The 18,657-nt window shown below is 64.6% G+C and carries 15 protein-coding genes; 6 read left to right on the top strand and 9 right to left on the bottom strand.

The window, feature by feature from the left end; genetic code table 11:
• Nucleotides 1–12: 12 nt before the first annotated feature.
• Entirely contained in the window at nucleotides 13–951 is a 939-nt protein-coding gene (locus ACX80Q_RS03095; RefSeq protein ID WP_459329046.1) for a MerR family DNA-binding transcriptional regulator, read from the bottom strand.
• Between the two features lie 212 nt (nucleotides 952–1,163).
• Here ACX80Q_RS03095 and ACX80Q_RS03100 point away from each other — a divergent pair, with 212 nt between their 5' ends.
• The gene (locus ACX80Q_RS03100) at nucleotides 1,164–1,544 is read left to right on the top strand and encodes a cupin domain-containing protein (protein WP_459329047.1); all 381 of its coding nucleotides are present in this window, start codon (nucleotides 1,164–1,166) and stop codon (nucleotides 1,542–1,544) included.
• A 67-nt stretch (nucleotides 1,545–1,611) separates the two neighbouring features.
• Here the strand turns inward: ACX80Q_RS03100 and ACX80Q_RS03105 are convergent, their stop codons facing one another.
• Both ACX80Q_RS03105 and ACX80Q_RS03110 read right to left on the bottom strand, forming a co-directional pair.
• The gene (locus tag ACX80Q_RS03105; RefSeq protein WP_459329048.1) at nucleotides 1,612–3,069 is read right to left on the bottom strand and encodes an amidase; all 1,458 of its coding nucleotides are present in this window, start codon (nucleotides 3,067–3,069) and stop codon (nucleotides 1,612–1,614) included.
• Nucleotides 3,070–3,247: 178 nt separating this feature from the next.
• Nucleotides 3,248–4,903 (bottom strand): PucR family transcriptional regulator, encoded by a 1,656-nt coding sequence (locus ACX80Q_RS03110; RefSeq protein ID WP_459329049.1) that lies wholly within the window; start codon nucleotides 4,901–4,903, stop codon nucleotides 3,248–3,250.
• A gap of 185 nt (nucleotides 4,904–5,088) precedes the next feature.
• Between ACX80Q_RS03110 and ACX80Q_RS03115 the strand changes: the two genes are divergently transcribed.
• From ACX80Q_RS03115 to ACX80Q_RS03135, 5 genes are all read left to right on the top strand, one after another.
• Entirely contained in the window at nucleotides 5,089–6,573 is a 1,485-nt protein-coding gene (locus ACX80Q_RS03115; protein WP_459329050.1) for a CoA-acylating methylmalonate-semialdehyde dehydrogenase, read from the top strand.
• Nucleotides 6,574–6,603: 30 nt separating this feature from the next.
• Nucleotides 6,604–7,989 (top strand): aminotransferase class III-fold pyridoxal phosphate-dependent enzyme, encoded by a 1,386-nt coding sequence (locus ACX80Q_RS03120; protein ID WP_459329051.1) that lies wholly within the window; start codon nucleotides 6,604–6,606, stop codon nucleotides 7,987–7,989.
• Between the two features lie 160 nt (nucleotides 7,990–8,149).
• Nucleotides 8,150–9,589 carry an aminobutyraldehyde dehydrogenase gene (locus tag ACX80Q_RS03125; protein WP_459329052.1) on the top strand — a complete coding sequence of 480 codons (1,440 nt, stop codon included), beginning with the start codon at nucleotides 8,150–8,152 and terminating at the stop codon, nucleotides 9,587–9,589.
• Nucleotides 9,579–10,967, top strand: a complete 1,389-nt coding sequence (locus ACX80Q_RS03130; protein WP_459329053.1) for an NAD(P)/FAD-dependent oxidoreductase — start codon at nucleotides 9,579–9,581, stop codon at nucleotides 10,965–10,967. Before ACX80Q_RS03125 ends, ACX80Q_RS03130 begins: the two co-directional genes overlap by 11 nt.
• Nucleotides 10,968–10,997: 30 nt before the next feature.
• Nucleotides 10,998–11,462, top strand: coding sequence for an Lrp/AsnC family transcriptional regulator (locus tag ACX80Q_RS03135; RefSeq protein ID WP_459329054.1), 465 nt, complete (start codon nucleotides 10,998–11,000; stop codon nucleotides 11,460–11,462).
• 138 nt (nucleotides 11,463–11,600) lie between these two features.
• Here ACX80Q_RS03135 and ACX80Q_RS03140 read toward each other — a convergent pair whose 3' ends face one another.
• From ACX80Q_RS03140 to ACX80Q_RS03165, 6 genes are read right to left on the bottom strand one after another with little or no spacing between them, the layout of a single operon-like run.
• Nucleotides 11,601–12,524 carry an ABC transporter permease gene (locus ACX80Q_RS03140; protein ID WP_459329055.1) on the bottom strand — a complete coding sequence of 308 codons (924 nt, stop codon included), beginning with the start codon at nucleotides 12,522–12,524 and terminating at the stop codon, nucleotides 11,601–11,603.
• Nucleotides 12,521–13,426, bottom strand: a complete 906-nt coding sequence (locus ACX80Q_RS03145) for an ABC transporter permease (protein ID WP_459329056.1) — start codon at nucleotides 13,424–13,426, stop codon at nucleotides 12,521–12,523. Before ACX80Q_RS03145 ends, ACX80Q_RS03140 begins: the two co-directional genes overlap by 4 nt.
• Nucleotides 13,423–14,589, bottom strand: coding sequence for a polyamine ABC transporter substrate-binding protein (locus tag ACX80Q_RS03150; protein WP_459329057.1), 1,167 nt, complete (start codon nucleotides 14,587–14,589; stop codon nucleotides 13,423–13,425). Before ACX80Q_RS03150 ends, ACX80Q_RS03145 begins: the two co-directional genes overlap by 4 nt.
• 1 nt (nucleotide 14,590) lies before the next feature.
• A complete protein-coding gene (locus ACX80Q_RS03155) occupies nucleotides 14,591–15,727 on the bottom strand; it encodes an ABC transporter ATP-binding protein (protein WP_459329058.1) in 1,137 nt (378 codons plus the stop codon).
• Nucleotides 15,728–15,757: 30 nt separating this feature from the next.
• Complete coding sequence (locus tag ACX80Q_RS03160; protein ID WP_459329059.1) at nucleotides 15,758–17,182, bottom strand: NAD(P)/FAD-dependent oxidoreductase; 1,425 nt, start codon at nucleotides 17,180–17,182, stop codon at nucleotides 15,758–15,760.
• A gap of 3 nt (nucleotides 17,183–17,185) precedes the next feature.
• Complete coding sequence (locus tag ACX80Q_RS03165) at nucleotides 17,186–18,571, bottom strand: aspartate aminotransferase family protein (RefSeq protein ID WP_459329060.1); 1,386 nt, start codon at nucleotides 18,569–18,571, stop codon at nucleotides 17,186–17,188.
• Nucleotides 18,572–18,657: the final 86 nt, after the last annotated feature.

Here is an 18,657-nt window from a genome sequence, read left to right on the forward strand (position 1 = left end):
TCGCCGGGGTGCCTATTTTTGCAACCAGTCCAGGACCTGTTGGGCGTGGGTGTTGGGTGGAAAGATCGGATAAAACACATGCTCGATGGTGCCGTCCTTGATCACCAGCGTCAGGCGCGAATACAGTCGGTCATGCCCCGGCGCGGAAAAGGTGGGGAGGGCCAGGGCGGCCGCCAGGGCAAAAGTGGGATCGGAGAGCATGGGGAAGGGGAGCCGCAGCCGCTCCTGAACCTCGCGTTGATACTCCGATCCCTGGCTGGACATCCCGAACACACCCTCCACCCCGGCTTCCTGCAGTTCTGTGAAGTGGTCCCTGAAATCGCACGCCTCCGTGGAGCAGCCACGGGCGCCGGGGATGGCATCCCAGCCATCGGGCAGGTCCGTCCCGGGCACTCCCGTCAACGGGTAGAGGTAAACAATGGTCCGGCCGCTGCCAAGGCTGGCGAGATTGACCATGCGGCCGTCGGTGGATGGAAGTGCCAGCTCCGGCAGGGCCAGCCCCGGAAGGTGAGCGGCGGCGCCGTCGTCCTCCGGGACGGGAAGGTTGCTGGGCAGGACCTTGGCGTAATCAACCATGGAAGTGGTCTCCGTTCTCAACGTACGGGACGCGCTGTGGTGCAGCTTCTGCTGCAAGTGTTCGCGCCGGGCGGTAAGGGATGCAATGGTGCGCTCAAGCTCTGCGATGCTGTCCCGGTAGGCAGCCAACGACGCCGGGCACTCGTCACTGTGCTGGTGGCCAGCCTCGAGGCAGTCAATGAAAGGGGCGGCACGTGCGGGATTGATCCCGAGCAGGGAGAGGGCGCGTATTTCACTGATCACGCGCACATCATGCCCGGAATAGTCGCGGTAGCCGTTGGGCAGCCGTTCGGGCCGCACCAAACCCAGCTGTTCGTAGTAGCGCACGGCCTTGATGGACACTCCCGCCTGCCCGGCCAACTCACCAATTCGCATTATTGCCTCCTGACACCACCCTAAACCTTGCCCCTGGGGGCAGGGTCAAGACGGCGGACGGCACACGCCCTGCGCCGAGTCCTTCCGTCACCGTGCGCCGAATCCTTGACAAGACCCGGCTATTGCATTCTCCTTGGATGAACGCACACGCAAAGTCAAGGGAGTGTCATGGGATTGAACGGAAAAATCGTAAGTCACCGCGGGTTTTGCGCATGAACGCGGCAGGGGCCACCCCGCTGGCCGGGTCCTCAGACCTGGTCATTCACGCGCCGTCAGTGGATTTGGGCCACCATGCGGTGCCAGCCAATCAGGTCTTGGCTGGTGCCCCAACCACCGCGGCGGAGAGCCTGGGCAACATTTTCGGACTCGAGTACGGGCTGTGGGAAATGAGCGCCGGAGCCATGAGCGACGTGGAAGCTGAGGAACTCTTCGTAGTGCTCAGCGGTACGGCAACCGTGCAGATCCATGCCGGTAACGGCTTCCAGGCCGCTGCTCTGCGGCTGGAGCCCGGCACTGTCTGCCACCTGAGCGAAGGGATGAGCACCAGCTGGGTTGTGCATGAGCCGCTGCGCAAGCTGTACCTGAGCCGGTAGCCAACGAAGAGGGAACTGGTCACTTTGAGCTTGTGACCAACTCCCTCATTGCTAGGCGGCTGCCACCCTAGACGCTGGATGCCGCCACAAGATTTGGCCACCAGTTGTCCGAGGTGGTGAGGGCCAGGGCATGCTCAAGCGCCGCCCCGAGGGCGAACACCGTGGCGTCGTCGTAGCTTCGCCCAACGATTTGGACACCCGTGGGCAAGCCGTTGGGGGCCATTCCTGAAGGAACCGAGAGCACAGGGACGCGGCCCACCACGTTGAACGGAACGGTCAATGCCGATTCGATCCAATTGACCCGTTTCGCACCCACATCGATGAGCCCGGCCGGGTCGGCGAAGTCGGCGGCGATGCCCTGGGTTGCCAGGGTGGGGCAGAGCAGCGCGTCGTAGTCTTCCAGGAGCCTGCCCAACGGTTCGTAGAGTTCCGCCTCGGCCACAAGGCCGTCGGCGAAGGACTCCGCCTGTGCGGCGCGTTTGGCAAAGTCAATCGTGTACGGCATCAAGAGATCGCCCTGCGCGCCGGCGATCTCGGAAATGAAGGGTCCCATGATGCCGCCGAAATGTGCCCAGGCGGCTGCGACGATTCTCTTCCGGCTCCAGGGCAGCGAGACCTCTTGGACCATGACGCCCGCACTGCGAAGAGCTTCTGCCGCGGCACGGGTGTTCGCCTCGATGACAGGGTCCACCGTGTAGTCGCCCAGGTTCATGCAGAGGGCCACCCGCATCCCGCGTGCTGAGGCGGCGTTGGGGGTGGGAAGCACGTAGGCGGGGCGCAGAGACGCCTGGTCGGTGGCGTGCGGACCCGCCAGCACATTTTGCAGCAGGGCAACATCGGCAACGCTGCGCCCCATGGGGCCGTCGGCGCAGTAGGTGTCCTGGTTGAACGGGGCCATTCCCGGAACTCTTCCAAACGGTGGCTTGAAGCCGACAATGCCGCAGAAGGAGGCTGGGATGCGAATAGAGCCGCCAATGTCCGAGCCTGTGGCAAGGATGGACTCTCCGGCCGCCAGGGCCGCCCCTGATCCTCCCGAGGAGCCACCTGGGCTGAGTTCCAGGTTCCAGGGGTTTCGGGTGACGCCCCAGAGTTTGCTGTGCGTGTAGGGGGCGCAGCAAAACTCCGGGGTGGTGGTGCGCCCATGCACCACGGCACCCGCGGCGTAGATCCGCCCAACGATCGGGTGGCTGGTCATGGCAAGGGTTCCCTGCTCCGTCAGGGAGCCCTCCTCGGAGGTCCGCCCGGCAATGGGCTGCTCTTCCTTGAGCAGCAGGGGGACCCCCTCCAGTGGGCCATGCCCCTGATCTGAGGTGGCAAATTTGGCTTCGGAGACGCGTGCCGCCGCGTATGCCTCATCCAACATCTGTTCAGTCAAGGCATTCACAGCCGGTTCAACCAAGGCGGTGCGTGCCACAACGGCGTCGAGCAATTCAACGGGGGAGAGCTCGCGGGAGGCAAAGAGCTCGCGTGCCTTACTGGCTGTGAGGTAATGCAGTTCCATGGGGGTCCAATCGGGAGAAGTCATCGTGCACCACCTGCGCAATGGTGGTGCGGGTTCGGGATGAACCAAAAGCCAGGCTGAACACGAGACTAGGCTCAGCTGAAATTTAAGTCAACGGTGATGACAACACTTGTGACTTGAATGAGGAACAAGCCCCGCTCCCAACGTGGGAACGAGTGAGTCGCTCCATCCTTGGGCTCGCTCAGGGGCGATTCTGCGTGGTCTCCCAGGCGATGACTGCTGCTTGCAGCCCGGCGATCACCTCGCCGTCGGACAAGTCAACGCCCAGCAGCCCCGCCAGGGTGTCCAGCCGCTGATAGAAAACCGAGCGGGACAAGTGGCTGTCGGCGGCAGCCTTGGTGCGGTTCCCCGGATGAGCCAGGTACGCCTTCAGCACCTCCAGCAGGTCGCTGCCGTGCCGCGCGTCGTGGTGCAGCACGGCACCTAGGGTGCGTTCGGCATAACTTTGCATCCGGGGGTCGGTCCGCAGGGCTCCGATGAGCCCGCGCAGCATCTGCTCCGATGCCCGGTGGACGGCAAGTTCCGGCGCGGCAGGGCCACGGCTGGTGGCCGTGTCCAGGACCTCCAGGGCTTCCTGAAGGGATGCCGCCAGGGCGCCCACCTGTTCAACTACGGCCCCGGCCGCCACCAGCGCCGGCCCGCCGGATGGGGACTCGCTGCGGAAAAGTTCCCGCAGCTTCACCGCAAAGGAGTCAATCGCCACCAGAGGAGCCACCCGTCCACGACCCGGACTGGGGACGGACAACGCAATGAGCAGCGCATCCGAGGCGCCCTGCCAGCTGGCCACCGCGTTCAGGCCCAGGGAGCGGGCCAGGCGGGACACCTCGGCGATGGCGGGGACGGCTGTTCCGGTGCCGGGGCCGCCGGTGACCCGTGGCCGCTGAGGGCCAGGGCGCAGGGCCAGGCCGCACAGCTGGCGTTGGGTCACCGGCAGGCCCATCGCCTCAAATCGGGCGTGCAGAGCCACCTCACTGCGGTAGCGCCCCTGCAGCAGGGCCGCCAAAAGCCAGTGTTGGCTGGCCGGGATCCAGCTCTCGCCCGTGCCGTCGGCAAGCCTGCTGAGGGAAAGTGCGACGGCGGCCTGCTCCAGCACCAGGGCCCGGCCGGCCGGGTGCGGGGCGCCGTCGAGGGCGATCAAGTAACCCCAGCGGGTGCCGCGGGCCTGCACCGGCGTGACCAGCCAGTCCTCCGCCCCCAGGACGGAGGTTCGCGCCTCGTCGCCCGCGTCCTGTACCCGGGCGCGGTGCGTTGAGCGGGATCGGCTCTCCCAGGAAGCCAGCAGGAGTTCCTCCGGCAGGCCGGCCGATTCAAAGGCAACAACCTGGTGTGCCATGTCCTCCAGGACCACCGGGGATCCCAGGACGGCCCCCAATTGGGCCACGATATAGTCCGCCGGCGCACCGCGCAGGCTCAGTTCGGAGAACAGGGCGTGGACCTCATCGCGGGCCTGCAAGGCCCCCATCTGCTCGGCGATGATGCGCCCGTGCACGGCCTCGGTGACTGAGACAAACTTGACCCTGCGCTCCAGAACCACCAGCGGCAGGCCCTGGCTCAGGCAACATTCCACCAGGCGTTGGGGTGCGTGCCGATAGCGGGTTCCAAGCTCCAGAACCAGCCCCGCAACGCGAGCAGCCGTCAGTTCGGCGATATAGCCGGGGATCCAGCCGTCGCCGTCGGGCCAGCCAACCCCTGTGGCCAGCAACAGTTCATGGCCATCGAGCAGCTCGGTCACATCCTGCGCCTCAACCACATGGACCCAGCGGACGGCGTTGCCCAGGTGGGCCGCACCCGCCAGTACGCGGGCACCGCCGTCAAGGAAAACGGGCAGGGCAAGCACCTCGGCGACCGTGGGAAGCGTGTCCGGACGATCTGTCCGGATGGGGGTGAAATTCCGTTCATTTGTCAGGGCTCTGCTCCATGTCTTCCGTGTGAGGATCGTTACTGAGAGCATACAGCGGGCGCCGAACGGACTGTCCGGACACGTAGACACTGAAGCCAATTGACACTCAAGGAAGAAAACACATGCAGCTGATTCCCCACTTCATCGCCGGCCAAGAGGACAGCACCTCCGAGCGCCGAGGCGCCGTCTACAACCCGGCCACGGGCGTGCAGCACAAGGAAGTGGCTTTCGCCACCACAGAGTTCGCGAACCACGCCATCGCCGCGGCGGCTGCTGCACTTCCGGACTGGCGCGCCACCTCGCTGACCAAGCGAACCGACATCTTCTTCAAGCTGCGCACGCTGCTGCAGGAGCGCAAGTCCGAGCTGGCAGCGATTGTCACCAGCGAGCACGGCAAGGTGCTCGAGGATGCCGCCGGGGAAATCGCCCGCGGCAGTGAGAACGTCGAGTTCGCGGCAGGGCTGATCAATCTGCTCAAGGGCGAACACAGCGAGCAGGTTTCTTCCGGCATTGACGTGCACAGCATTAAGCAGCCGGTGGGCGTGGTTGGCTGCATCACCCCGTTCAACTTCCCTGTCATGGTGCCGCTGTGGATGATCGCCAGCGCCATCGCCTGCGGCAACACGGTGGTGCTCAAGCCCAGCGAAAAGGATCCCTCCGCTGCCATCTTCCTGGCCAAGCTGTTCCAGGAAGCCGGGCTGCCCGACGGCGTGCTGAACGTGCTCCAGGGTGACAAGGAAGCCGTTGATGCCATCTTGGACAGCCCCACCGTGAAAGCCGTCAGCTTTGTGGGCTCCACACCCATTGCCCGCTCCATCTACCAGCGTGCTGCCGCCAACGGCAAGCGTGTCCAGGCCCTGGGCGGCGCCAAGAACCACATGATGGTGCTGCCCGATGCGGACCTTGAAAACGCTGCCGACGCCGCCGTTTCAGCGGCCTATGGTTCCGCCGGGGAGCGCTGCATGGCCGTCAGCGTGGTGGTCACCGTGGGCGACATCGCCGATGACCTGGTCGCAGCCATCAAGGACCGCCTGGGTGCCTTGAAGATTGGCGACGGCACGGCGGCAGGAACGGACATGGGTCCGCTGATCACCGGCGAACACCGCGACAAGGTGGCCTCCTACGTGGCCGGCGCGGCTGCCGAAGGGGCCACGGTGATCGCCGACGGCCGCGAAACCCTCTTCGAAAACGACGGCTTCTTCATTGGCGTCACCCTGCTGGATCACGTCAAGCCCCACATGTCGGTCTACACCGATGAGATCTTCGGACCTGTGCTCTGTGTGGTCCGCACGGAGAGCTACGACGAGGCCCTGGAGCTGATCAACAGCAACCAGTTCGGCAACGGCACCGCCATCTACACTCGTGACGGCGGCGCCGCCCGTTCCTTCCAGTTCGACGTCGAAGCCGGCATGGTGGGCATCAACGTCCCCGTTCCCGTCCCCGTGGGATCGTTCTCCTTTGGCGGTTGGAAGGACTCCCTGTTTGGCGACGCCCACATCTACGGCCCGGAAAGCGTGCACTTCTACACGCGCAGCAAGGTTGTCACCACCCGGTGGAACGACCCCTCCACCTCCTCGGTCAACCTGGGCTTCCCGAGCAACTCCTAATTGCGGCCCCAAAGAGAGACGGACACTTCCATGACTGACATCCTGACCACTTTCCCGGCTGCGCCTACCAGCGAGAACGTCGACGTCGAACGCACGGTCCGCCACAATGACCGCACCCACGTGTTGCATTCCTGGTCTGCGCAGGCCAAGATTGACCCGCTGCCCGTTGAGGGAGGCATGGGCTCCACCTTCTGGGACTACCAGGGCAACAGCTACCTTGACTTCGGCGCCCAGCTGGTCAACCTGAACTTGGGTCACCAGCACCCGGACCTCGTGAAGGCCATCCAGGACCAGGTCGGCAAGATGGCCACCATCGCGCCCGCCTTCGCCAACGATGTCCGCGGCGAACTCGCGGCCCTGATCGCCGCCAAGGCCCCCGGCAACCTCAACAAGGTGTTTTTCACCAACGGCGGCGCCGAAGCCAATGAAAACGCCGTGCGCATGGCCCGGGCATTCACCGGCAAGTCCAAGATCCTAGCCCAGTACCGGTCCTACCACGGCGCCACGTCCACGGCCATGGCGCTCACAGGTGATCCTCGCCGCTGGGCCAATGAGCCCGGTGCCGCCTCTGTGGCCCACTTCTTTGGCCCGTACGCGTACCGTTCCCCGTTCCACTCCAGCACGCCCGAGGAAGAAAGTGCCCGAGCCCTGGAGCACCTGGAAAGCGTCATCGTCCTTGAAGGTGCCTCCACGATTGGCGGCATCATCATTGAAACCGTGGTGGGCACCAACGGCATCCTGGTCCCGCCACCCGGCTACCTTCCCGGCGTGCGCGCCCTGTGCGACAAGTACGGGATCGTCTACATTGCCGACGAGGTTATGGCAGGCTTTGGCCGCATTGGCGAGTGGTTCGCGGTGGACGCGTTCAACGTGGTCCCGGACCTGATCTCCTTCGCCAAGGGCGTGAACTCAGGCTACGTGCCCCTGGGCGGGGTGGTCATGAGCGATGAGATCGCGGCGATCTTCGATGAAAAGCCCTACCCTGGCGGGCTGACCTACTCGGGCCACCCTTTGGCGTGTGCCCCGGGCGTGGCCACGTTCAAGGTTTTCGAGCGCGACGGCGTGTTGGCGCATGTCCGTGACCTGGGCAATCGGGTGGTCCGCCCGATCCTTGAGTCGTGGCTGGCGAAGCACCCCAGCGTGGGTGAGGTCCGGGGCCAGGGGCTGTTCTGGGCCGTGGAGCTGGTCACCAACCAGGAAAGCCGCGAGCCATTGGTGCCGTTCAACGCCGCAGGCGAAGCAACACGTCCCATGGCTGAAGTGGTGGCCGCGTGCAAAGCCCGCGGCGTGTGGCCCATGACCAACAACAACCGCATCCACATCTGCCCGCCGCTGATCATCACCGAAGAAGAGCTGCGAACCGGGCTGGAGGTCATCGACGAAGCGTTGACCGTGGCCGACGGGTTCGTGCGCTAAAACCCTTTACAACAACAATATTGCTTGTAGGCTGTTTAGTATTCTTCGTTTTCCGTGGTGGATGTCCTGAATTCCATGGATTCAGGACATCCACCTTGCTTTTTGTCACGTTTTTCGAAGTTAGATGGTCCATTGGCGAACCAACCACCAGGGGTGCGTAATGACTGCAACAAGGTATGAGAATCCGGGGCTGTTCATCAACGGCGCATTTGCGGCGGCCGGAAGCGGACGCACCTCGCCCGTGGTCAATCCCGCCACAGGCCGGGAGATCGCGCAGGTGGCCATCGCCGATGCCGCCGACGTTGACCGCGCCTATGCCGCCGCTGCCGCGGCAGCCAAGGACTGGGGGAGGGCCACCCCGTCCGAGCGGCAAAATGCGCTGCTGAAGCTGGCCGATCTCTTGGAGGAGCACGCAGCAGAATTCATTGAGCTGGAAAGCGCGCAAACAGGGCAGCCATTCGCCATGATCGCCAACGAGCAAATTCCGCCGTGCGCCGACCAGCTGCGCTTCTTTGCCGGAGCGGCCCGAACCATGGACGCCTCGGCCGCCGGTGAGTATGTGCCCAACCGGACCTCGTTCATCCGCCGCGAGCCGATCGGCGTCGTAGGCCAAGTGACGCCCTGGAACTACCCGCTCATGATGGCCATCTGGAAGATTGGCCCGGCACTGGCGGGAGGCAACACGATTGTCCTCAAACCCTCCGACACCACGCCGCTGACCACCCTGCGCCTGGCCGAACTCGCCGCCCAGGTGCTGCCCGCGGGCGTATTCAATGTGGTCACCGGCGACCGCGACACCGGCCGGGCCGTGGTGGAGCATGCCGCTCCCGAGCTTGTATCCATCACAGGCAGTGTGCGGGCCGGCATGGAGGTGGCGAAGTCTGCTGCCCTGGATCTCAAGCGCACCCACCTGGAACTTGGCGGCAAAGCACCCGTGCTGGTTTTTGCCGACGCGGACCTGGCCAAGGCGGCCAAGATCATCGCCATGGCAGGACTCTACAACGCCGGCCAGGACTGCACAGCCGCCACCCGCGTCCTGGTGGAGGCTTCGGTTCATGACGAGTTTGCAGCTGCCTTGGCGGCCGAGGCGGCCAGCTATTCCGTGGGTGCCCCGGAGGAGAATGCCGACATGGGTCCGCTGAACAATGCGGGGCAGCTGGCCCGGGTTGCGGCGTTTGTTGCGAACCTGCCGGACCACGCCCGCATACTGACCGGCGGCCACACGCTTGACCGTGACGGCTTTTTCTATGCGCCCACAGTGGTGGCCGGACTGGCCCAAACGGATGCGGCCATCCAGGAGGAGATCTTCGGTCCCGTCATTACCGTCCAGTCCTTTGCCTCGGAGGAACAAGCAGTTCAATGGGCCAACGATGTGCCGTTCGGCCTGTCTTCCAGCGTCTGGACCAGAGACGTGGCCCGGGCCATGGACCTGAGCCGGCAGCTGGACTTTGGCGCTGTCTGGATCAATGACCATCTGACCATCAGCGCCGAACTGCCCCACGGCGGCTTCAAGCACTCCGGCCATGGCAAGGATCTGTCCATGTATGCGTTGGAGGACTACACCCGCGTCAAGCACGTCATGGTGAACCTTGAACGCTGAGGGCGGCGGGACCACCAACGGCGAGGTGTCCTTTTGGTACGCCGGATCCGGTGTCCCGGTGCCGGCGAACCCGCTGGAGCGCGACGCCGCAGCTGACGTCTGCATTGTTGGCGCCGGATACACGGGGCTGTGGACCGCCTACTATTTGGCCAAGGCCGATCCCAGCCTGCGGATTGTCATCTGTGAGGCGGAATTTGCCGGCTACGGTGCCTCCGGGCGCAACGGCGGGTGGCTCACCAACAGCATCACCGGTGGCCGTGAAGGCTATGTGCGCTCCCATGGCCGGGACGCCGTGGTGCGTTTTCAGGACGCCATGAACCGCACGGTGCAGGAGGTGATGGATGTTGCCGCCGCCGAAGGGATCGACGCGGACATCGTCAAGGGCGGCGAGCTGAACGTCGCCCTGAACGCTGCGCAGCTGCAACGGCTCACGGCTTTCGCGGCGCAGGAAGCCCAATGGCCAAACACCGACACCGAGCTCCTTGACGCGGCGCAAACGGCCGAGCGGATCACGATTGCTGGCGCAGTGGGCGGCATCTGGCACCCGCACTGCGCCCGCATCCAACCGGCCAAGCTGGTCCGTGGGCTTGCCAACGCTGTCCGGCGGCTGGGAGTCACCCTCCATGAGGGCACCCCCGCCGTGGAAATTGCGCCTGGTGCCGTGCGGACCACCCGCGGCACCGTGACGGCGCGCTACGTCATCCGGGCCACCGAAGGATTCACCGCGGGGTTGGCCGGCCAACGGCGCAGCTGGATCCCGCTGAACTCCTCCATGATCGTCACCGAACCGCTGGCCGCCGGGCAGTGGGAGGCCATTGGCTGGGACGGGGCAGAGACCCTGGCGGACCTAGCCCACGCCTACATTTACGCCCAGCGCACGGCCGACGGCCGGATCGCCATCGGCGGACGCGGGGACCCTTACAAGTTTGGTTCCCGCACCGACGTCGACGGCCACACCCCCGAGAAAACTGTTCGGGCACTGGGTGACATGCTCACCCGGCTGTTTCCCGCCGTCGAAGGCATCGGGATTGACCACGCGTGGTCGGGGGTCCTGGGTGTCCCGCGCGACTGGCACGCCACCGTCGGTTTGACGGACGACGGCGTTGGCTGGGCGGGCGGCTATGTGGGCACAGGGGTGGCCACCACCAACCTGGCCGGGCGCACCCTGGCCGACCTCATTCTTGGCCGCACCACCGAACTGACCACCCTGCCCTGGGTGGGGCGGCAGGTGCGCAAGTGGGAGGTGGAACCGCTGCGATGGCTGGCCGTGAAGACCCTCTATGCCACCTACAACGCAGCGGACCGGGCAGAATCCGGCGGCCGGACCACCACGCACCCGCTGGCCCACGCCGCCGATCTCATCAGCGGCAAGGCTTGATCGGCGGCACGGGACGATAAGGTAAAGATTATGCACCCGGAAATTAACCAGACCGAACTCGATGACATCTCCAAGCGGATCATCGAGGAACTGCAGGAGGACGGCCGACGGTCCTACGCGGCCATCGCCGAGTCCGTGGGCCTCTCCGACGCAGCCGTGCGCCAACGCATCAAGCGCCTCATCGATGGCAAGCTGCTGGAGATCGTGGCGGTCACCGATCCGCTCCGGCTGGGATTCAACCGCCAGGCCATGATCGGTGTAAAGGTCCAGGGCCGGATGGAGACGGTGGCGGAGGCTCTGGAATCCTTCCCCGAGGTCAGCTACATTGTGCTCACGGCGGGCCAATACGACCTCCTGGTGGAGGTGGTCTGCGAGGACGACGCCCATCTGCTGCGCCTGCTGGGCCGGATGCGGGAGCTGCCCGCGGTACTGTCCACCGAGACGTTCATGTACCTGAAGCTGCACAAGCAGCGCTACGACTGGGGCACCCGCTAGCGTTCGGCTTCATCGCCACCACACCGCCACGCCGAGTCAGACCGAGCGCCGCTGAGACATGCGTAGTCCAACGTCTGTTTCGCGGCGCTCGGTCTGACTCGGCCCCAGGCGCGGCGCTCGGTCTGACTCGGCCCCAGGTTAGGACCCGGCGATGGTCTTGGCGATGTCCGTGGAGCTCTCTCCCATGCGCCGCAGCACCAGTGCCACCACCGCCAGCGCCACCAGCGTCAGCAGCAGCATGATGGTGGAGACCGCAGCAATTTCCGGACGCAGGGAGACTCGCAGGGAACTGAAGATGTACACCGGCCAGGGTGTGTTGCCGGGGACCTGCACAAAGCTGGACACAATGGTGTTGTCCAGGCTCAGCGTGAACGACATCAGTGCGCCGGCCAGGATGCCGGGGGCGGCGATGGGCAGGGTGATCTGCCAAAACTTGTTCCAGGGGGTGGCGTACAAATCCGCTGCCGCTTCCTCCAACGCCAAGTCGGTGCCCTGCATGCGTGCCCGCACAATGAATGTCACCACGGCGATCGACATGACGGTGTGGGCCACCACCAGCCTGACCATGCCGTTGTTGATGGGGGTGATGCCAAAGTCGGTGCCCAGGCTGACAAACCACGGCAGGATGGAGATGGCGTCCACAATCTCCGGGGTGACAAGGGTCAGGGCCAGCAGTCCGGTCAGCATGATGGCCCACTTGGCTTTTTTCTTGGCCCTGGCCAAGGCCAGCCCGCCCAGGGTGCCCAGGATGGTGGAGAGCAGCGCCGTGCCCAGGGCCGCCTGCAGGGAGGTCATGACGGAGCCGCGGATCACCTGGTTGCCTGCGGCATTGATGTAGGCGTCAAAGCCAAAGCCCTCCCAGGCGGCCAACAGGCGGCCGGTGTTGAAGGAGTAAATGAAGATGACCAGGATGGGCAGGAACAGGAAGCAAAACACCAGCACACCAAAGATGCCCATGGCGATGGCCAGGGGATCGCGCCGCTTCCTGTGGATGGGGGCGGGACCTCCTGCCGTCGTGGCCGACCGCTTCTCGGCGGGATCGTTCAAGACTGTGGTGCTCATGATGCGGGCTCCTCAATGACCACCCTGCGGTTGAAGCGCAGGATGGCACGGATGATCAGGTAGATGGCACCGACGATGGCCACGGTGAGCAGGATGAAGACCATCAGCAGCACCGCCATGGCCGAACCCAGGGCCCAGTTTTGGGCTGAGTTGAACTGGTTGGCCACGAGTTGGCCCACCATGTTGCCCTGTGCGCCGCCCAGGACGGAGGCGGTGATGTAGTCGCCCATCAACGGGATGAACACCAGCAGGCTGCCGGAGATGATGCCCGGCGCTGCCAGGGGAAGCGTTACGGAGAACATGGTCCGCCACCGGTTGGCCCCCAGATCGCGGCTGGCCTCGCGCAAGCTGGCCCCGGCCCGATCCATTGACACAAACAACGGCAGAATCATCAAGGGCAGGTAGTTGTAGACCACGCCCAACTGCACGGCGGCGCGGGTGTACAGAATTTCAATGGGCCCGCCAATCACGCCAAGATTCTGCAGGGCATCGGAGACAAAGCCCTCGGGAGCCAGCATGATCTGCCAGCCCAGGGTGCGCACCAGAAAGTTGGTCCAAAACGGCACCAGCACCAGGGCCACCAGCAGTCCGCGCCACTTGACCGGCACCTTCACCGCCATCCAATAGGCAAACGGGATGCCTATCAACAGGCAGATCAACGTGCCCAGGCCGGCAATTTGCAGGGTGTTGATGAACGTGGACAGGAACGTTGGGTCCAGCGCCTCAAAGTACCTGTCAAAAGACAGGGTCGCGTTGGAGTGGGCAGTGAACAAGTCAGGTTTGTAGCCAAAGCTGTACCAGAGAACTAAACCCACGGGGATGATGAAGAAGAACACCAGGTACGCCCAGCTGGGAAAGGAGAGCGCCGCCGCCCCCACGTTTCGAGAAGAAAGTTTTCTCATGCCCCTGCCTTTGCTTGCATGCGGTTCAGGATCTGGACCCGGCGTTCCTGCCCATCGTTGAGCACTGCCGCCTGCAGCCTGTCCAGGACGTCCTGTGGCGGAAAGACCAGATCTGGCAACTCCATCTCGTTGGCCAAGGCGGCCTCCTTCAAGTCCTTGATGCCGGTGTGGTAGCCAATGTATTCAACCTCGCGTAGCGCCACCTCGGGGTTCATCATGTGGTTGATGAAGGCGTAGGCGGCGTCCGGGTGCTGTGCCCCGGTGGCCAGCGACCAATTGTCCATCCACAGATTTGCCGTGGGGGTGGGGAACACAAACTTCCACCGCTCCGGGTCCTCCGCCGCCAGCAATCCCTGCCGGGCGTCACCGTTGAAAGCCTGCATGAGGGCAAAGGTGCCTTGCGGGATGCCTGAAGTAACCACGCTTGAATTGAAGGCCCTGATGTTTGGTGCCAGTGTGTTCACCAGGTATTTTTCTGCGGCATCCAGGGCGACCGGGTCGGTCGAATTCATGTCCATGTCCTTGGCGCCAAGGTAGATGGCAACCACCTCCCACGAATCCTCCAGCACGGCGGTCTTCCCGCTCGCAGGACCCTCCGCAGCCGTCATGAAGTCCTGCCACGATGTCAGCTCGTCCTTGATCACGGTGGTGTCATACACATACCCCGTGGTTCCCCACGCCTTGGGAATGGAGTGTTTGTTGCCCGGGTCCCACACCTGGTTGGTGTACGTGGCATCAAGGTTGGCCATGTTGGGCAGCAGACTGTGGTCAAGGGCTTGCAGCAGGCCGTTGGCCACCATTTGGGGAATGTACAGGCCCGTGGGCACCACCACGTCATAGCCGCTGGTGCCCCGGGTGGCCGCCAGTTTGGCGATCAGCTCCTCATTGGAGCCAAAACTGTCCAGTTGCACCCGCACGCCCGTTGAATCCTGAAAAGCGCTGATGTTGTCCGGGTCCTCGTAGTCACCCCACGAATACACGTTCAGCTGCCGTCCCAGATTGCCGTTGGGCACGGCGGATGCGGCGAAGCTTTTGTCATTGCCGCACCCGCCCAAGGCCAGGGAAGCACCTACGACGGCGAAGCCGCCCAGCAGCGCACGCCGGCTGATCTTCGGGATGGCTGCGGCGGGAGCCAGCACCTTGATTGGTTCCTCTGGGCGCATCTCACTCTCCCGCACTGGGATGGGGATTGGGGAAGACCTGCACATGTTGGGGCTGCCAACTGAACCACACCGGCGTGCCCGCCGTGGGCAGCACCCCGTTGCTGGGTGCCGTGCGGGCCAGCAGTTCATGGCCGGATCCGGTGGTCATCTGGTACTGGATAACATCGCCCAGGAAGGAAACCACACCAACCGTTCCACCCACCACGTTGACCCCGCCCGGAGGTTCTTCGCTGTGAACCGTGATGGACTCGGCCCGCACGGCAGCCAAAACCGGGGAACCCGCAGCGCCGATTCTGGGCGCCTGGGCGAGCAGCACGCCGTCGGCCGTTTCCACGCTCCCATCGGTGCCCAGCGTGCCGGCAATGAAGTTCTGCTTGCCGATGAACCCGGCCACAAAGGATGTTGCGGGGTTGGTGTAGATTTCCTCCGCCGTGCCCACCTGTTGGATCTGCCCGTCCAGCATCACCACAATCCTGTCGCTCATGGACATGGCCTCGGCCTGGTCGTGCGTGACAAAGATGAAGGTGATGCCCAGCTGGCGCTGGAGCGCCTTGAGTTCGAGCTGCATCTCCTCACGGAGTTTCCTGTCCAGGGCGGACATGGGCTCATCCAGCAACAGCACCTTGGGCCGGTTGACGATGGCCCGGGCCAGCGCCACGCGCTGCTGCTGGCCGCCGGAGAGCAGTTTGGGGTTCCGGTTGGCGAATTTTGACATCTGCACCAGGCCCAGCGCCTCGGACACCCGGGCGGCAACCTCCGCCTTGGGGGTGCGTTTTTGCCGCAGCCCATAGGCCACGTTCTCGGCCACGGTCATGTGCGGGAACAAGGCGTAGGCCTGAAACACGGTGTTGATGGGGCGCTTGTTGGGCGGGACCCCCACCACGGAGCTGCCCGCCAGCAGGATGTCGCCCTGGTCGGGTTCCTCGAAGCCGCCAATCATGCGCAGCAGCGTGGTCTTGCCGCAGCCGGAAGGGCCCAGCAGGGACAGGAACTCCCCGGAATGCACGTCCAGGTCGATTCCTGCCACGGCGGGGGATGCGCCGTAGCGTTTGACCACGCCGCGGATCTGCACCGATCCGGCGCCGCGGCTTGCGTCTCCGTCGGCAACTGTGGGGCTGAGGACTGAATTTTGAGTCACGGTATGAACCTGTTCTTCCTTGCGTGGTGGTCAGGAGTCGAAGCCGAGGCCAACGGCGTCGAGGGTTTTCAGGAGCAGGTTCCGTTTGCCGCCGTTGTGGTCGGCACGGTCCAGGGACCAGCGGGTGGCCTGGATGCCCACGGAGGCAAAGGGTTCAGGCGGGAACGGCAGCGGTTTGGAGCGGACCATTTTGAGTCGGGTCCGTTCGGTGTCCCTGCCTGCCAGCTGGTCCAGCATGACCTTGGCGGCAAAGTGCGTTGCCGCAACGCCCAGGCCCGTGAAGCCTGTTGCATAGCCCACCCGTCCGCCGTGTGCGGTGCCGAAGAAGGCGCAGAACCGGGTGGAGGTGTCGATGGCGCCAGCCCAGCGGTGCGAGAACTTGATGCCCTCCAGCTGCGGAAAGGTGGTGAAAAAGTGGCTGGCCAGCTTGCGGAACGTCTCCGGGCTGTCCTCATATTCGTTCCGCACCTCGCGGCCAAAATGGTACAGCGCGTCGTAGCCGCCCCACAGGATGCGGTTGTCGGTGCTGAGGCGGTAGTAGTGGAACTGGTTGGCCACGTCGGAGAAACCCTGGCGGTTGCTCCACCCAATGGACTCCAGTTGTTCGGGCGTCAACGGCTCGGTCATGAGCACGTAGTCGTAGACCGGCACGGTGAACAGGCGGTTGCGCTTGAGCAGTGAGGGGAACACGTTGGTGGCCAGGGCAACCTTGGCCGCGGTGACGCGCCCCCTGTCGGTGTGGACCACCACGTCACCGCCGCCCTTGCCGGGAACGAGGGAGGTGGCGCCGGAGTGCTCAAAGATCTCCACGCCCAGCTCGCGGCACACCCGGGCCAGTTCCCGGGCCAGCTTGGCCGGGTGAACCAGGGCAGTCTCCTGTTTGGACCACAGCCCGGCCAGGTACGTGGGAGAGTTCAACTCCGCCCGCACCTGGTCCTGGTCAAGGAAGACCGTGTCCCCGCCGTCCGCCGCTGCCTTGAGCTCTGGAACCTGGTAGGCCTCCACCGCAACGCCAATGGAGCCGGTGCGCTCAAACTCGCAGTCCAGGCCCAGGTCCTTGACTGCCTGTTCAATTTCGTTCAGGTTGGCCAGGCCCAGGGCGTTGAGTTGGTCGATCTCCTCCGGGAAGCGGCTCTCACCGTTCTCGTGTCCGTGGGTCAGGCTCGCCTCCACGAAACCGCCGTTGCGGCCCGACGCCGCCCAGCCCACCGTGTGGGATTCCAGGACCACCACGCGACGGGTGGGGTCTTCCTGCTTGGCGAGCAGCGCCGTCCACAGGCCACAGTACCCGGCCCCCACCACCACCAAATCTGCCTCGAGTTGCCCCGTGAGGGGCGCACCCAGGGGTGCGGGGCCGACGTCGTCAAGCCAGAAGGGGACATGCTTGGCCCCCGCCAGGGCCGCCTCGATCACGGCAGGGGCGGGGATGTTGCGTTCAAATACTGTTGATCCCATGGATTAGAGCAACTCCTGTGCCTGGGTGAGTGTGGTGCGGAGGATGGATTCAATCTCATCGAACTGGGGCTGGCCAATGATCAGGGGCGGGGACAGCTGGATGACGGGGTCCCCGCGGTCATCGGCCCTGCAGTACAAGCCATTGTTGAACAGTTCCTTGGACAGGAAGTCCTTCAGGACCCGCTGGCATTCCTCCTCGCTGAAGGTCTCCTTGGTGGCCTTGTCCTTGACCAGTTCCAGGCCGTAGAAGTAGCCGGCGCCGCGCACATCACCCACGATGGGCAGGTCCTTGAGCTTTTCCAGGGTGGCCCGGAAGGCGTCCTCGTTGGCGCGGACGTGGCCGTTGAGGTTCTCGCGCTCGAAGATGTCAAGGTTGGCAAGGGCGACGGCGGCCGAGACCGGGTGCCCGCCGAACGTGTATCCGTGGCCAAAGACGTTGCGCCCGTCTGCGAACGGCTCGTAGAGCTTCTCCGAGGCGATGAGGGCGCCCATGGGGGAGTAGCCGCTGGTGAGCCCCTTGGCGCAGGTGATCATGTCCGGAACGTAGCCGTACCGTTCGGCGCCAAAGTATGTGCCCAGCCGGCCAAAGGCGCAGATCACCTCGTCGCTGACCAGCAGGACGTCGTAGTGATCGCAGATCTCCCGCACCCGCTGGAAGTATCCCGGTGGCGGCGGGAAGCAGCCGCCGGCGTTCTGGACGGGCTCCAGGAACACGGCGGCCACGGTGTCCGGGCCCTCCTGAAGGATGACGCGTTCTATCTGGTTGGCGGCCCAGAGCCCAAAGGCAACGGGATCCTCGCCGTGGTGTTCGGCCCGGTAGATGTTGGTGTTGGGCACCCGGAAGGTGGACGGCACCAGGGGTTCAAAGTCCTGTTTCAGTTCGGGGATGCCAGTGATGGAAAGGGCCCCGTGTGTGGTGCCGTGGTAGGCGGTGGTGCGGGAGATGGCCTTGTGCTTGCCCGGCTTGCCCTTGATCTTGAAGTACTGCTTGGCCAATTTCCATGCGGATTCCACGGCTTCGCTGCCGCTGTTGGTGAAAAAGACCCTGTTCAGTTCTCCCGGGGCCAGGGCGGCCAGGCGTCCGGCCAGTTCCGCTGCGGGCTCGTTGGCGTAGGACCACAGGGGGAAGTAGGAGAGCTGCTCCGCCTGGAGTGCCGCAGCCTCTGCCAATTCCCTGCGGCCGTGGCCCACCTGGACGGTGAACAGCCCGGCCAGGCCGTCCAGGTAGCGCTTCCCCGCGTCATCAAAGATGTAGGCGCCCTCGCCGCGGACAATCATGGGCAGCTCGGCGGCATGTTGTGGCTGCGGCGAAAAGTGCAGCCACAGGTTCTCATGGCCGGCCCGGCGAATCGATGGGTGGGTTGTGGCGGCTGACAACAACTCGGGCATGCTGCTCTCCTTGCAAACGGACGGCCGCACCGGCAGTGGTGCGGCTTGCTGTCCAGTCTGCCCGTCATTCGTAGCCGTTACAAGGG

This window comes from Arthrobacter sp. HLT1-20 (genome assembly GCF_054510895.1).